The sequence below is a fragment of the Natronorubrum tibetense GA33 genome (assembly GCF_000383975.1).
GTDB classification, from domain to species: Archaea; Halobacteriota; Halobacteria; order Halobacteriales; family Natrialbaceae; genus Natronorubrum; species Natronorubrum tibetense.
This window is the reverse complement of sequence record NZ_KB913017.1, coordinates 999167-1014455: the sequence shown is the minus strand read 5'-3', so window position 1 is coordinate 1014455 and position 15289 is coordinate 999167. Positions and strand designations below refer to the sequence as shown.

Below are 15289 nucleotides of genomic sequence, written 5' to 3'. Positions count from 1 at the left end.
AGGATCTTGAAACCAGTATCGTCTCATACTGGTCGATCCGTTGGCAACACCGAAGTAGCCCGCGTTCGTACCGGTATTCCATGTTTGCGGTCGACCTCCACGCACACACGCGATTCTTTCACGGACGGCGTCGAGTCGGCGACCAGTTCGATCCCGCCGGCGTCCGACTGCTTGCCCGTGCTGGCCGGCGACGTGGCCTCGATGGGATCGCGACGACGAACCACGACTACTACACACCGTTTTCGTCCGGCGACGTGACGGTGATTCCGGGTATCGAAGTGTCGACGACCCACGGGCACGTCCTCGTCGTCGGTCCCGATCCGCCGAGCGAGACGGTTCCGCTCGAGTACACGCCGGCCGAAGTCGTCGAGATGGCACACGAACGCGGCTGTGCGGCGATCATCGCCCATCCCTATCGGGGAAGCGACGTCGCGAGCGACCGGTTCGCGGACATCCCGTTCGATGCGATAGAGATCAACGGAAAACATCCGCGTACGCGCCCGCTCGTCGAAGCGGTCGCTGCAGCGCGAGAGATTCCGGTTGTCGCGGGTAGTGACGCCCACTTTCCGTTCGAAGTAGGGCGGGCTTACACGTTGGTCGACGCGGACGCGCTCACTCCCGAATCGGTCGTCGACGCCATCCGTAGCGGACGCGTCGAACCGCGCGTCGCCGATGGCTCGATGGACGAACTGCTTCGACGCGGCTATCGCCGGATTCACGGGCGAAAACACCCGAACGAGGTGCTAGCGAAATCGGCGGCCGCTATCGACCGACTCATCGATCGGCGAACTGGTGAGCCGCCTGACTAGTGAGCTAGTACCACCGTTTTATTCTACGCTGGTCTGTACGGAAGAGCCGTACTGCGGCGGAGGAGGTTCGGTGTGCGCTGGCATCGTCTCGTTCGTCGTCGAGCCCCTCTCAGACTAATAAAACTCTTTCGCCTGCAGACGAAATATGTCACTAACGGAGTCAATAGTCGCGGATTACACGGCCTAATTACGGGCAAAATACAGACGCTCACGTTCGATAACGTATGTCTGTAGGCTAAGATAACTTAAGCAGCTCCTGAACGGCGTCTAGAGGACAGATGGCCCAGCAAGTCACAGAGCGTACAGAATCGAACCGCGACGAAACTACCACGGGGACCGTTCGGACGATGTCGGACGACCAATCGGGCCTTACAGTAAACGCCATCGACACGGTACGAGTGATGGGCCGCGACCGGTGGAACGATGTCGTCGAACGTGCCGAGCTCGGGACTGTCTTTCATCGTTATGAGTGGATCGAGGCGATCGAAACGGGCCTCGAGTATCCGGCCAGACACATCGTCGTGGAGAAGGACACGAACCCGATCGGGGTGTTCCCGAACTTCGTCGTTGAGATTCCAAAGACGCCGTTTTCCAAACTGACATCGATCTACCCTGGATTCGGCGGGCCACTCCTGACGACTGATGTCTCTGAATCGCTGTCGAAGATCCTTGACGTGGTGCCAGCGCTCTGTAGCAACCGAACGGTCGTCCACGAGATTCGGGCCTCGAACACGAACTTTCTCCGGTACAACGACTTCATGGAGGCCGAGGGGTACGACTCAAGTCGCGTCGGCGGTCGATTCGTCATGAATCTCGAGAAAGGGTACGACGATATTTTCGAGGAGATGGATAGTTCCAAACGGCGGGCCATCCGGCGCGGCCGCGAGACCGACCACGAGATCGTCGAAGCGGACCTCACGCGGTCGACGCTAAAGCGCTTTCACGAGACGTACGAACAGCATATGAAGAGCGTCGACGGCACGGTTTACCCGTTCGAGTTCTTCGAGCAATTAGCGACCATGGAGGACCGAATCCTCCTGCTGGAACTCTACATCGAGGGCGAGTACGCCGGGGGGTTCATCGAACTGCTCAACGACGAGCAGGATTCCGTCCACGGCTTCTTTGCCGCCGTTCCGTCCGACTACTTCGAATATCACGCCTCGGAACGGCTCTACGACTACCTGTTCCAGTGGGCCATCGACGAGGGCTACGAGACCTACGACTTCGGGGGTGGGGGCGCGGACTTCGAGGACGGGGGCTTCTCGTTCAAAGAGGAGTTCGGCGGGCAACTGCTCCCCAACATCTACTGGGAGCGCGGCACCGGACCGACCTGGAAACTGGTCGAGACCGGCCGGACGCTGTACAACCGATACAACCGGGATTCAGGCGCGGAGTAGGGGGCCGCTGGGCTCGCGTCGAGCGATCGTCGACTCGAGCGCGGATTAGCCGAGTTCCTCGTCGAGGATCAGTCGCGTCTTCGTGCTCACGACCTCCTCCTGATCGCGGGCTTTCGTGATGAGGTCGTTCACGCCGCGTGTGTCCGCGGCGTCGACCACGAGGACGATGTCCTGCTCGCCCGAGACCATCCAGACGAAGTCGACCTCTTCCCACTCGGCGATCCGCTCGGAGACGGCCTTGGTGTCGACGTCGACGGCGACGCCGACCTCGAGCATCGCCTTGACGTTGCCCGTGTGGGTCGAGATCGTAAAGCGTTCGATGACGTCTTCTTCCATCATCCGCTCGACGCGGTTGCGGACGGTCCCCTCGCTCGTTCCGACCTCGTCGGCGATCTCGGTGTACGGCGTTCGGGCGTCTCGCCGGAGCATATCGAGGATCTGTCGGTCCAGGTCGTCCATGGAGATCCGTACCTACGTGTGAGGTGCACTTACCGATTACGAATTTCGTAACTCAGCTTCGAAGACAACACTTATGCCGGTCGCTCCAATACGTAGATCGTAATGACAGCTGCCTACGTTGCACTGGAGGGTGGCCACGTGATCGAGGGACGTGGTCGTGCTCCAGGAACGGCTCGTGGCGAACTCGTTTTCACGACGGCATATACCGGATACGAGGAGAGTCTCACGGATCCGTCCTACGAGGAACAGATCCTGACCTTCTCGTACCCGCTGATCGGGAACTACGGCGTCCGAGAAGAACGGTTCGAATCCGACCGCATCCACCCACGCGCCGTACTCGCGAAGGAACTCACCGAAGATGTCACCGAGTGGCTCGCAAGCGAGGGCGTCCCCGCAGTCGACCACCTCGACACCCGCGAGGTCGTCACCGACATCCGAGACGGCGGCGCGATGAAGTGCGGGATCGCCGTCGGCGAGGACGTCACCGAGGAAGACGCGCTGGCCGAACTCGAACAGTGCAAGGGCATGAGCGAGCACACCGAGATCGGCGCACAGGTCAGCGTCGATGAAGCGGAAGTCCACGGCGCAGACAACGACGGCGACACCGTCGCGCTGGTCGACTGCGGCGCGAAGGGGTCGATCGTCGACTCGCTGGTCGCCCGCGACGCGACGGTCCACGTCCTGCCACACGACGCGAGCGTTGCCGATGTCGACGCCGTCGACCCAGACATCCTGTTCATCTCGAACGGTCCCGGCGACCCCGCGAACTACGAGAACGCCATCTCGCTCGTCGAGGCGTTCGTCGAGGACACGCCGGTCGCCGGCATCTGCCTCGGTCAGCAGATCGTCGCCGAAGCGCTCGGCGGCACCACCGAGAAGATGACCTTCGGTCACCGCGGCGTCAACCAGCCCGTCCTCGACCTCGAGTCCGGACAGGTCGTCATGACCACGCAGAACCACGGCTACACCGTCGCCGACCCCGGTGAGCACCTCGAGATCACCCAGATCAACGTCAACGACGACACGCCGGAGGGGATCGACGGCATCGAGTACGACGTCATCACCCGTCAGTACCACCCCGAAGCCAACCCCGGCCCGGAGGACACCCTCGGCTTCTTCGACGACGTCCTCGCGATGGCCGACGTGCGAGCGACGGCGGCCGCGCCCGCCGACGACTGATCGGCGCGTTCGATTTTCGCAGTTCGTTTTCCGGACGGCTCACAGGTTTCAACAGGGACACGATTGTCGGATCGGACGATAGAGCGTCCGCTCGGTCTCTCGAGTTCCCGGGAGTGGTCGCGTTTCTCGCCGTGTCGACCGGCTGGTCGACCAGCATCACCGAAGAACGACGATGCGAGTGGGAACGGCAGTATCTCTTCGATGCGTTCGTCGCCGAGGAGTACGAGTAGTCGGGCCGAGGTCGGGTGTGGCTGCTCGCGGTACAGGCGACCGTGCCGGTCCGGGTTTCACGCCGCGTCCTCAAATCCGTACGTCACCGTCACCGACGCGCTCACGCTGACGGGACCCGCGTCGAACTCCGTCTCCGGCGGGGCAACGTCGTCGGTCTCCGCGACTTCGTCCGCCGCGTACCGGGTCGTCCCGTAGCTAACATCGTTCGTCGTCACGGAGTTCGTACCGGTGATCTCGACGCCCCGATTGGTTGCGATGTGTTCGGCCTCGCTATCTGCGTTCGCGAGCGCCTCGTCGAGCGCGTCGTTGCGGAGTCCCTCGCGCGTCTCCTCCCGTAGCCCGAAATTCACCCGGCCGATGTCGTCCGCACCGGCGTCGATCGACTCGTCGATCACGACGCCGACCTGTTCCACGTCGTCAACCGTGAGGTGGAACGACCGCGATCCCTCGAATCCGTCGCCGTCCCGTTCGGGGTGGACGCGATACCGCCCTTCCTCGACGTTCTCGTCGGCGATTCCGAGGTCATCGAACGTCTCTCGAAGCGGATCTGATCTCGAGGCGAGTTCGTCTCGGACCTCGTCGGCCGTGTCGCCGCTGGCCTCGATCCCGACGCTGACCGTCGCGCGGTCGGGCTCCGCCTCGACCTCGCCGTCGGCGCTGACGCTGATTTCGTTTTCGGTCGTGTCGCTGGACGCCGCTTGGTCGTTCTCGTCGCTGCTGAGGGCGCTGCCGGTACAGCCAGCCATCGCTGCCGCCACGCCGACACTCGACGCCGCGAGGAATTGTCGTCGATCCATGTCCGTTCGCACTTCTGCCAGTGAAAAAACACCTCGTCTAGCTCAAAGGAATCTTTCACTCAGTCGTATCAAACCACCGAAAGACTCGCTCCACTCGTCTTTCGAGTTTCAGTTACGACCTCGCCACCGCTCAGTCATGTCTGAAAGAGCGCTGGCCCGTAAACGCCATCGCGATACCGTGTTCGTCCGCGGCTTCGATCACGTCGTCGTCGTTGACCGAGCCGCCGGGCTGGACGACCGCCTCGATGCCCGCCTTCGCGGCCTCCTCGATGCCGTCCGGGAACGGGAAGAAGGCGTCCGAGGCCATGACCGCACCCTCGGCGTCTTTCCCCTCCGCGTGCTCGTCAGCTTTCATCGCCGCGAGGCGAACTGCGTCGACGCGGGAGACCTGCCCCATGCCGACGCCGACCGTCTCGGTTCCCTTCGTGAAGAGGATCCCGTTCGATTTGACGTGTTTGAGCGTCTGCCAGGCGAACACCATCGACTCGAGTTCCTCCTCGCTCGGAACCCGGTCGGTGACGACCTCGAGGTCGTCGACCGAAATCGACTGCAGGTCACGCTCCTGGACGAGTCGACCGCCGACGAGCGGTTTCTCGGTGAACCGTTCGGTCCGCTCGCCAAGTTCGCCCACGTCCAGCACGCGCAGATTGTCCTTTTCGAAGAGCACCTCGAGCGCGTCGTCGGTGTAGCCGGGGGCGACGACGACTTCCTTGAACGAGTCGATGATCCGTTCGGCCGTCGCCGCGTCACACTCTCGGTTGAGCGCGACGATGCCGCCGAAGGCGCTCATCGGGTCCGTCGAGAGTGCCTTCTCGTAGGCTTCGGTCAGGTCGTCGGCAGTCGCACAGCCGGCCGGGTTCGTGTGCTTGATGACGGCCGCGGCGGGTTCGTCGAACTCCTTGATCAGATTGAGCGCACCGTCGGCGTCGTTGTAGTTGTTGTACGACAGCGCCTTCGCGCCCTCGTTCAACTGGTCGGCGTGGACGACGCTAGCCTCGTCTGTCGTATAGTCGGTGTAGACGGCAGCGTCCTGGTGGGGATTCTCCCCGTAGCGGAGCGTGTCGGCGCGGTCGTCGGAGACGAGTCGTCGGCCCGGCAGTCCGTCGTGATCGTCAGCGTCCGTGCTGGCGACGTCGCTATCGACGGTGACCTCGCCCGCCTCGAGGTTCACGTCGACACTCCCCTCGGCGAACCACTTCACGGCTCGCGGGTACGCGCGGAACTCGCCCTCGTAGAGGACGCGCTCCTTGAGACGCTCCTCGTCGTCGCCCTCGTAGACCGGGATCGGCTCCTGGGTGACGATGGGACCGCCGTCGACCTCCTCGTCGACGACCTCTCCATCCTCGTTCGTCGCGTCCGTCACGACGTGGACCGTACAGCCCGTGACCGAGACGTTCGCCTCGAGAGCATCTCCCCAGGCGTCCATTCCGGGGAAGGCGGGCAGCAAGGATGGGTGGACGTTCAGCGTCGTCGGCGCTTCGTCGAGGAACGTATCCGAGAGAATTCGCATGTAGCCGTCGAGACAGACGAGATCGAAATCGTAGCCCGAGAGGGCCTCGAGCACGGCCTCCTCGTGTTCCGTTCGACTCATTCCGTCCTCGAGCGGGACGACCTCGGTCGGAATCCCGCGCTCGGCGGCGGCCTCGAGCACCGGCGCGTCGGCGTTGTTCGTCAGTACGACCGCGAGTTCGGCCGCACCCGGCGCGCGGTCGGCGATGTTCAACAGGTTACGCCCTCGGTTGCCGGCCATCCCGGCGATTCGCGTCATGGTCGAACTCGCGCCCGCGAGGGCCAAAGTGGTTGCGGTCTCGGCCACCGAGATATCCACATTCGTGTATCATAACGGCAGTATTTCCGCATGGCCTCTCCGAGATATGCATACTCGTGGCATCGCGCGGCCTGCGTTTCGACACGCTTTTGGAGCGCGTAAGGGAAGGCTCGTTCAATGACCGACACGAACGCCCTGTACGCCGTCTCGCCGCTGGACGGCCGCTACGGCAGCCGGACCGCGCCGCTGTCGCCCTACGCCAGCGAGGCAGCGCTCATGCGGGCTCGCGTCCGCGTCGAAGTCGAGTACCTGATCGCGCTGGCCGATCTCGAAGCGACGCCGCTCGAGATCGGTGACGACGAGCGCGAGGCGCTTCGCGGCCTCTATCAACACTTCGCGGAGGAAGACGCGCGACTGATCAAGACCCTCGAGACGGAGGGCTACGCCGAGTTCGAGGCGACCAACCACGACGTCAAGGCCGTCGAGTACTTCGTTCGCCACCGGCTGCCCGAGGGCAGCGACGCCTCGGCCTGGATCCACTTCGGACTGACCAGCGAGGACGTGAACAACCTCGCTCACCGGCTGCTCGTCCGCGACGCGGTCGACGAGGTGCTCCTTCCGGAACTGTACGACGTGCGGGAAACGCTCGCGGAGATGGCCCGCGACTATCGCGACCTCCCGATGCTCGCCCGGACCCACGGCCAGCCTGCGACGCCGACCACGTTCGGCAAGGAGATGGCCGTCTACGCCGCCCGCCTCGGGCGCGCGACGGGCCGCATTCGGCGGGCGACGGACGAACTTCGGGGCAAACTCGGCGGCGCGTCGGGCACGTACGCGGCCCACCACGCGGCTTACCCCGACGTCGACTGGCCGTCCTTCGCGGAGGCGTTCGTCACGGATCTGGGTCTCAGCTTCGAACCCCTCACCACGCAGGTCAACCCGTGTGACGACCTCGCGAGCGTCTTCGACGCCTTCCGCGGGACGAACGAGGTTCTGCTCGACCTCGATCTCGACATGTGGCTCTACGTCTCCGATCGCTACCTCGGCCAGGAGGCCGTCGAGGGCGAGACTGGCTCCTCGACGATGCCCCACAAGGTCAACCCGATCGACTTCGAGAACAGCGAAGGGAACCTCTCGAAGGCGAACTCGGATCTCACCTTCCTCGCCGACTACATCACCACGTCGCGACTGCAGCGCGATCTCTCGGACTCGACCGTCAAACGCAACATCGGCGCGGCGTTCGCCCACTGTCTGATCGGCTACGGCAAGACTGCGTCGGGGCTCTCGAAAGTCGTCCCCACGGAGCAGGTCATGCGCGAGGAACTCGAGTCCACCCCCGAGATCATCGGCGAGGCCGTCCAGACGATCCTCCGCCGCGAGGGCCAAGAGGACGCCTACGAACGCGTCAAGGCCGTCACGCGGGGTAAGGACGTCACACTCGAGGACTTCCGCGCGATGTTCGACGACCTCGAGGTCGACGAGGACGTCCGCGAGGAACTGACGGCGTTGACGCCGGCGGGCTACACCGGCGTCGCGAGCGAGTTGGTGGACGACCTCGAGTAGTCGTCGCACGACCTCGTGTAGCTGGCACACGTCCTCGAATGACTGCAGTCGGTGGTTCCGACTCGCCACACCCCGCGAGGCGCGCGAATCGGTGTCTTTGTAAGCCGATAGGCGGTACTGCGAGCAGATGGCCCGATCCGCTATGACTGAGTATCTCTCTCACCGGTCTCTCGAGACAGAACACCTCGGTATCGCGTTGATCCTCGTCTCCGCAATCGGGTTCGGAACGCTCGGCATCTTTGGAATCTACGCTCAACGCGCGGGGCTGTCGATTCCGACGGTGCTCGTCTTTCGGTTTCTGCTCGCCGGCGTGGCCATCTGGGCCTTCCTCGCCTGGCGAGGAGAGGCGACGATCCTCCGCGGGCGACCGCTGGCGATTGCCCTCGCGCTCGGCGGCGTCGGCTACACGGCACAGAGCGGACTTTACTTCCTCGGGCTGGAGTACATGACGGCCGGGCTAGTCGCGATCGTCCTCTACACCTATCCCGCGTTCGTCGTCGTTCTCGCGGTCCTCACGATCGGCGAGCGAATCAGCCGGGCTATGCTACTGGCTCTGTGTCTGGCTTTCGGCGGCATCGTCCTCGTCACCGGTGCGAACCCAGACGGGGCGTCGCTCGTCGGCGTGGTCGTCGTCCTCGGCGCCGCGCTGGCCTACGCCTGCTACATCACGGGCTCGCGAGCGGTGCTCGAGACGGTCGATCCGCTGGTCCTGACCGCGTACGTGTTGCCCGCCGCTGCAGCGTCGTTCGTCGGTATCGGGACGGCCACCGGCCAACTCGCGATCCCCACGGCACCGTCGGCGTGGGCAATTCTGCTCAGTATCGCCGTCGTCGCGACCGCGGTTCCGGTCGTGGCGTTTTTCGCCGGGCTGCAGTACATCGGTGCCAGCCGAGCGAGTATCGTCAGCACCGCCGAACCGCCCGTCACGGTCGTCCTCGGTGCTGCGCTGTTCGCGGAACCGGTTACCGCGGCGACCCTCATCGGCGGCGTCTCGATTCTTGCCGGCGTGATCGTCCTCGAGCGCGAGTGACGAGCCGAACCGAGCCTGTGTCGGAACTCCAGTGTGCAGTTCGGTCGGCGCCGAAAAAACACTCTCGAGCGGCGTTCAGTCTCGGTCCGGCGCGGCGTCTTCCGGAACCTGACCCTCGACGAGGGACTGGTCGGCGTACTCCTCGCGGATGTCCTTCTTCGAGAACTTACCCGTTGCCGTCTTCGGCACCTCCTCGATGAATTCGATCTCGTCGGGGAGCCACCATTTGGGATACTCGTCGGCGAGCATCTCGTTGATTTCGGGGACCAGCGTCCCCCGATCGACGCCCTCTCCGGGAACGACGAACGCGACCGGTCGCTCCTGCCAGCGCTCGTGGGGCACGCCGACGACGGCTGCCTCGGCGACGTCGTCGTGAGCCATGACGGCGTTCTCGAGTTCGACCGAGGAGATCCACTCACCGCCGGATTTGATCACGTCCTTCTCGCGGTCGACGATCTGGATGTAGCCGTCCTCGTCGACAGTGACGACGTCGCCGGTCTTGAGCCAGCCGTCCTCGAAGTCCGTCTCGTTGGCCTCCGGGCGCTTGAAGTACTCCTTCGTGACCCACGGACCGCGCACCCACAGTTCGCCGAACTCCTCGCCGTCCCAGGCGATCTCCTCGTCGTTTTCGTCGATCACCTTGAACTCGAGGCCGGGGACCATCAGCCCCTGTTTGCCGCGTTTCTCGAGTTGGGTGTCGTAGTCAGCGTCCTGTAGATCGGATTTGAGGTGGGAGACGGAGCCGATCGGGGACATCTCGGTCATTCCCCAGGCGTGAAGCACTTCGACGCCCTGATCGTCGAACCACTCGATCATCGACTTTGGCGCTGCCGAGCCGCCGACGATCACGGTCTCGAGCGTCGAGAGGTCGACCTCGTGCTCCGAGCAGTACTCCATCAGGCCGAGCCAAACCGTCGGGACGCCGGCGCTGATGGTGACGCCCTCGTTTTCGATGAGGCTCGCGATGTCTTCGGGCTCCGGCGAGGGGCCGGGGAAGACCTGTTTTGACCCACCTGCGGTCGCCGAAAACGGCATCCCCCAGGCGTTGACGTGGAACATCGGGACGACGGGCATCACGACGTCGTCGTCGGCCATCGGGATCCCCTGTGGCGTCAGGGTCGCCATCGTGTGGCCCCAGAGCATCTGCTGGGTGTACTCGACGCCTTTCGGGTTTCCGGTGGTTCCCGAGGTGTAACACATCCCCGCCGGCTGCTCCTCGTCGATATCGGGCCAGTCGTAGTCGGTGTCTTGGCCGTCGATGAACGACTCGTACGGCGTCGCCTCGAGGTGTTCGGACTCTTCGCTTCCCATCACGACGAACTCGACGTCTGCGAACTCGTCGCCATCGGCGTCGGCGACCGCGCTCGCGAGTTTCGGTGCGAGCGACTGATCGACAAAAATCAGCCGATCGTCGGCGTTGTCGACGATATACTGGATGTGTGCATCGGGAAGCAGCGGATTGATCGTATGGAGCTGTGCCCCGATTGACGGCACGGCGAAGTACGTCTCGAAGTGACGAGAGTGGTTCCAGCAGAACGTCCCGACTCGGTCGCCCTCCTCGATGCCGTACTCGTCGAGCGCGTTCGCGAGTCGGCTCGTTCGGTCCTCGTACTCGCTGTAGGTGTATCGCTGCATTCCGTCGTGGTTCCGGGAGACGATCTCCGTGTCGGAATACAGGTTGGCTGCACGCCACAAAAACGGTCGAAGGGTCTGATCGGTTCCTCCTGGCATGTCCATTCGTTGAGATACGTAACCGGCGTATTATTCTTTTTATACTGTGACAGACACTTTCATGCGTATTTTTCGAACAGGTTCGTCGAATACGTCGCCTTCCACTCGCGACTCGATGATGGTCAGTACCTATTTTTGTCGCTGGTGATTACGGGCACCTGTGTCCACGAGACGACGGTATCGAGTCCCCGTTCCGGCGAGCGTTCGTGCCGTCGCGCTCTGTCTTGCCCTCGCCATCGGCGGCTGGTTCACCGGACTCGCCGCTACGGTCGGGGTTGAGGTACAGCTGCTCGTGCTCGGCTACGACGAGGCGACGATCCACCAGCTCGCCTCGTCGGTCGCGTTCAACGTGGTCGGCGCCGGCGGACTCGCCCTGACGTACCTGATCGTTCGTCGAAAGGGGTTCGACCCGGCGTTCGTCCTCGAGTTCCTCCGGATTCGCAAGCCCACGATCCGGGACCTGAGCTGGATCGCGGTGGGGCTGGTCGGTGCGTTCATCGTCGCCATGGGCTACCAGCTGGTTGTCGACCTGTTCGACCCGTTCGGAACGGGCGGCGAGGGGACGACCCACTCCGGCATCGAACGGGGTCGGGAGTACCCACTCCTGTTGTTGCTCGGGATTCCGATCGCGATCTTCCTCACCGGTCCCGGCGAAGAACTGCTCTATCGGGGCGTCGTCCAGTCACGCCTCGGCGAGACGTTTCCCACGGTGATCGCCGTGGTCCTCGCGTCGCTCGTCTTCGGTATGGTTCACTTTCCCGCCTATCTGGGCGAGGATCTCGGAGCGGTCCTCGTGAGTCTCGGCACGGTGACGACGCTGGGGCTCTATCTCGGCGTTCTCTACGAACTCTCGGACAATCTGGTCGTTCCCGCGCTGGTCCACGGCCTGTTCAACGCGGTCGTCTACCTCGTGAACTTCCTCGAGTACATCTGAGGCGAGTCGCTCGGCGTCGCGAACGGTGCTACCGGTCGGTCTCCGAAGGTCGATCGTCCTCGTCGCGCTCCCCGTCGGTGTCGATATCCCACTCCCAGTCGTCGACGGTCCAGCGGTCGTCCGGATGGGTTCTCCCGTCCGGAACGAAATCGCCGTCGGACCACCGTCGTTCCGGCTGATTCTGGTCGTTCGGCCCATTGTCCTCCCATTCACCCAGCGCTGTCGGTGCGTCCCGTCCGGCCTCAGTGGCGCCGTTCTCGGTCTCGCTCGAGGACCAGACGGCGGTTTCGTCCGTGTCCGCTGTTTCCCGGCTGTTCGTCGAGGCGCTGGCCGTCTGGTTCGCTCGCGCCAGTCCGTCACGCATCCGAGTGCGATCATCGTCGACACTCCAGGGCTCGAACCGCCGTCGAACGAGCGCGCCGGTGCCGACGGTCGCGAATCCGATCGCGACCAGCGTTCCGACGACGGGAACGAGTTGACTCGAGCCGAAAACGACCGATCCGATCGCGAGCGACCGTCCGAGCGACGGCGTGTCGGTCCCGAAACTACCGGCGATCCGATCGCCGACGACGACGGCACCGAGCGTACCGCCGACGATCAACAGCGCGCCGGCGATGATCAGCGCCGGAAGCGAGACGAGCGCCCCGAGACCGAGCACCGCCGGATGGTCGGCGACGTAGGCGGCAACGAACAGCGGTAGCGAGGCGACGACTAGCGGTGCAAAGAAGGCGAGAAAGCCAGTCGCGAACGCTAGATCCGGCCGCTCGAGGGCGTCGTCCCGAATCGATCGAATCGGCGACGAGAATCCGGCCAGCAGTGTTCCGCCGACGACGAGCGTGAGGATCGTCCAGCCGACGGCGACGGCAAGCGGTCGACGGAGGTCGACGCCGCCGACCGACTGGGCCGTAACGAGGGTCGACTCCGCCCCGACGAGGGTGACGGAGCACAACGCAGCAGCGACAGCGGGGGACACGTGTTGCTGTCTAATTAGATAGGGCCGACAAAAATCGTCCGATCTGATCGGTCGGGGACCGTTCGCGTCGGGTCCGATCCGATGTCGATGAGGTTCTCTCGACGGATCGAGATCAACATCGCTTTGACCGACTGTTCTAAAGGATCAGTATGAGCGATGCGATAGTCGAGTATCTCTTCCCGGAAGTCGCGACCGCTGCCCTCTTCATCGTGGCAATTCTGGGCATGATCGCCCTCCTCTATATCTCTCTCAAGTGGTAGCGACGCGGTCGCTCGCGGCGAACCACCCGTTGGTCGCCGGGCAGCCGGTTTTCGCTCGAGAAATACGACGGGTTCTCACTCGACGATCGTCAGCACCGTTTCCTCGAGCGCCCGCGCCGCCTCGCGAACTGCGTCGACCCGGACGTACTCCCGCGGGGCGTGCGCGACGGCTCCGTCCGCATCCGCGAGGACGCCCGGACCGAAGACGACCGTCGGCGCATCCGCAGCGAAGTACGACGCCTCGGTCGCGGCGGCAAAGGGTCGGACGTCCCCGCCGGAGGCGGACGAGAGGACCTCGACGATTCGCGCGTCGGGGTCGGTGTCCCAGGCCTCGAGAAACGGCGTCGGCCGGTCCGTATAGCGAAACTCGAGACCCACGTCGTCGGGGACGGCGATCCGCAGCTGCTCGGTCAGCGCCGCGTGGAACCCGTCGGCCGTTTCGGGCGGGACGCTCCGTCGATCGACCGTCAGCGCGCAGTCGGCCGGCACCTGATTCGTGGCCGCGCCACCCTCGACAACGGTTGGCGTGAGCGTCGCCTCGCCGAGTTGTGGGTGTGCCGGCGGCGCGTCGTCTCGGTCGTCGAACGTTCGGATCGCCGCGAGGGCGGACTCGAGTGCGGCGACGGCGTTGACTCCCGTCTCCGGTTCGGCGGCGTGGGCGTTTGCGCCCGACAGGTGGATCGTCCCCTGAAATCGCCCTTTGGCAGCCGTACAGACGTCGAGGTTCGTCGGTTCGCCGACGATCACCGCGTCGGCGTCCCGCGTCGGCGACTCCGCGCCCGACACCAGTTCGTACGCGCCGATCGAGAGCACCTCCTCGTCGGGGGTGATCGCGAGCGTGACGCGGCCAGTCGCGTGCGTGGGATCGACAGCGAAAAACGCCGACAGCAACGCGGCGAGCGGCCCCTTCGCGTCACAGGAGCCACGGCCTCGGATCACATCGCCGTTCTCGGTTTCGCCGCTACCTTCACCCCCAGTCGAGTCCCGCTCGAACGGCACGTGCGGCGAGACGGTGTCGATGTGCGTGTTCAACACGAGGTGGGTGTCGGCGTCGGCCGGCCCGCGAGTCGCGATTACGTTTCCGTGCTGGTCGATTTGCGGGGTGACCCCGTGCTCCTCGAGCGTCTCACAGAGAAACATCCGCATCGACTCGACGTCCTCGTGGGAGGCGTGCTGAACTGCGGTCTCCAGGAAGGCGACGGGATCGAAGGCGTCGTCGACCGCTCGGTTCGTCGTCCGTGCCCGATCCTCGCTCATCGTTCGGCCCCCTTTCCAGTCGTTCCCGGTCGTCGCCCGCTCTTGCTCTCGCCCATCCTCTCCCCGCTCACAGTTCGGCCGGCGATTCGGGCGTGACTTCGCCGTCGAACTCGTGTTCGACGGGACCCGTGAGCGTCGCGTTTCCGCGGTCGTTGAAGCTGACCTGCAGGTCGCCACCTGGTGGACGTACTTCAACCGGGTCGGCGTCGGTGCGTCCGAGGCGACGAGCGACGACGGCGATGGCGACAGCGCCCGTCCCACAGGAGTCCGTCTCGGCTTCGACGCCGCGCTCGTAGGTCCGCTGGTCGAAGCCGCCGTCGCCGTCGGGGCTGGCGATCGTGACGTTCGTCCCCTTCGGGAACGCGTCGCCGTGGCGCACCGGCGGCGCAACCGCCTCGAGGTCGACATCGTCGACATCGTCGACGAACGCGACGGCGTGTGGGACGCCGGTGTTGACCATCGTCACCTCGAGGCCGTCGATCTCCTCCTCGAAGACCGGGTCGTCCGCCCGCACTGGAACGTCGTCGGGATCGAACGTCGGCGTCCCCATCTCGATGGTGACCACGCCGTCGGTCCGATCCGCGCGCAGGGTGCCGGACTGCGTGTCGATCATGACGCTATCGGTGTCGGTACGGTCCATGGCCCACTCGGCGGCACAGCGTGCGCCGTTGCCGCACATCGGAGCCGTCGAGCCATCGGGCTGGACCAGCGTCATCACGACGCGTGGGGGCCTAAATTTCTCCTCGAGTGCGAGATAGAGGATTCCGTCGGCACCGACGCCGTTCTCGCGATCGCACTCGCGGACCGCGAGTGCCCCCCGATCGGAGACGTACTCGTCCGCGTGGATAATTAGAAAGTCGTTGCCGGTGCCGTGGTACTTCTGAAATGGTACGGTCATCGT

General features: G+C 64.4%; 13 protein-coding genes. 6 read left to right on the top strand and 7 right to left on the bottom strand.

The features are described from left to right. Positions 1-80 precede the first annotated feature (80 nt). Together NATTI_RS0105320 and NATTI_RS0105315 are read left to right on the top strand one after the other, a co-directional pair. The gene (locus tag NATTI_RS0105320) at positions 81-809 is read left to right on the top strand and encodes a CehA/McbA family metallohydrolase (RefSeq protein ID WP_006089085.1); all 729 of its coding nucleotides are present in this window, start codon (positions 81-83) and stop codon (positions 807-809) included. A gap of 278 nt (positions 810-1087) precedes the next feature. Next, on the top strand, positions 1088-2206 hold the full coding sequence (locus NATTI_RS0105315; protein WP_027119063.1) for a GNAT family N-acetyltransferase: 1119 nt from the start codon (positions 1088-1090) through the stop codon (positions 2204-2206). 45 nt (positions 2207-2251) lie between these two features. Here NATTI_RS0105315 and NATTI_RS0105310 read toward each other — a convergent pair whose 3' ends face one another. Then, complete coding sequence (locus NATTI_RS0105310; protein ID WP_006089087.1) at positions 2252-2665, bottom strand: Lrp/AsnC family transcriptional regulator; 414 nt, start codon at positions 2663-2665, stop codon at positions 2252-2254. A gap of 102 nt (positions 2666-2767) precedes the next feature. On the opposite strand from NATTI_RS0105310, the gene carA reads away from it, so the two are divergent. Next, positions 2768-3844: a glutamine-hydrolyzing carbamoyl-phosphate synthase small subunit gene (gene carA / locus NATTI_RS0105305; protein ID WP_006089088.1), complete on the top strand. Its 1077-nt coding sequence runs from the start codon at positions 2768-2770 to the stop codon at positions 3842-3844. A 287-nt stretch (positions 3845-4131) separates the two neighbouring features. Here carA and NATTI_RS0105295 read toward each other — a convergent pair whose 3' ends face one another. Together NATTI_RS0105295 and purH are read right to left on the bottom strand one after the other, a co-directional pair. Beyond that, on the bottom strand, positions 4132-4872 hold the full coding sequence (locus tag NATTI_RS0105295) for an SIMPL domain-containing protein (RefSeq protein WP_019991656.1): 741 nt from the start codon (positions 4870-4872) through the stop codon (positions 4132-4134). A gap of 130 nt (positions 4873-5002) precedes the next feature. Continuing rightward, complete coding sequence (gene purH, locus NATTI_RS0105290; RefSeq protein WP_006089090.1) at positions 5003-6640, bottom strand: bifunctional phosphoribosylaminoimidazolecarboxamide formyltransferase/IMP cyclohydrolase; 1638 nt, start codon at positions 6638-6640, stop codon at positions 5003-5005. Positions 6641-6817: 177 nt separating this feature from the next. On the opposite strand from purH, the gene purB reads away from it, so the two are divergent. Both purB and NATTI_RS0105280 read left to right on the top strand, forming a co-directional pair. Then, positions 6818-8203, top strand: coding sequence for an adenylosuccinate lyase (gene purB / locus NATTI_RS0105285; protein WP_006089091.1), 1386 nt, complete (start codon positions 6818-6820; stop codon positions 8201-8203). Positions 8204-8345: 142 nt separating this feature from the next. Beyond that, the gene (locus NATTI_RS0105280) at positions 8346-9233 is read left to right on the top strand and encodes a DMT family transporter (RefSeq protein WP_006089092.1); all 888 of its coding nucleotides are present in this window, start codon (positions 8346-8348) and stop codon (positions 9231-9233) included. A gap of 75 nt (positions 9234-9308) precedes the next feature. Here the strand turns inward: NATTI_RS0105280 and NATTI_RS0105275 are convergent, their stop codons facing one another. After that, entirely contained in the window at positions 9309-10964 is a 1656-nt protein-coding gene (locus tag NATTI_RS0105275; RefSeq protein ID WP_006089093.1) for a long-chain fatty acid--CoA ligase, read from the bottom strand. A 160-nt stretch (positions 10965-11124) separates the two neighbouring features. On the opposite strand from NATTI_RS0105275, the gene NATTI_RS0105270 reads away from it, so the two are divergent. Then, positions 11125-11898 carry a CPBP family intramembrane glutamic endopeptidase gene (locus tag NATTI_RS0105270; RefSeq protein ID WP_006089094.1) on the top strand — a complete coding sequence of 258 codons (774 nt, stop codon included), beginning with the start codon at positions 11125-11127 and terminating at the stop codon, positions 11896-11898. Positions 11899-11926: 28 nt separating this feature from the next. Here the strand turns inward: NATTI_RS0105270 and NATTI_RS0105265 are convergent, their stop codons facing one another. The 3 genes from NATTI_RS0105265 to dapF form a co-directional block, all read right to left on the bottom strand. Beyond that, on the bottom strand, positions 11927-12871 hold the full coding sequence (locus NATTI_RS0105265) for an ABC transporter permease (protein ID WP_019991653.1): 945 nt from the start codon (positions 12869-12871) through the stop codon (positions 11927-11929). 335 nt (positions 12872-13206) lie between these two features. After that, the gene (locus tag NATTI_RS0105250) at positions 13207-14388 is read right to left on the bottom strand and encodes a M20 family metallopeptidase (protein ID WP_006089097.1); all 1182 of its coding nucleotides are present in this window, start codon (positions 14386-14388) and stop codon (positions 13207-13209) included. Positions 14389-14455: 67 nt separating this feature from the next. Further along, positions 14456-15286 (bottom strand): diaminopimelate epimerase, encoded by an 831-nt coding sequence (dapF, locus tag NATTI_RS0105245; RefSeq protein WP_006089098.1) that lies wholly within the window; start codon positions 15284-15286, stop codon positions 14456-14458. Between the last annotated feature and the right edge of the window lie 3 nt (positions 15287-15289).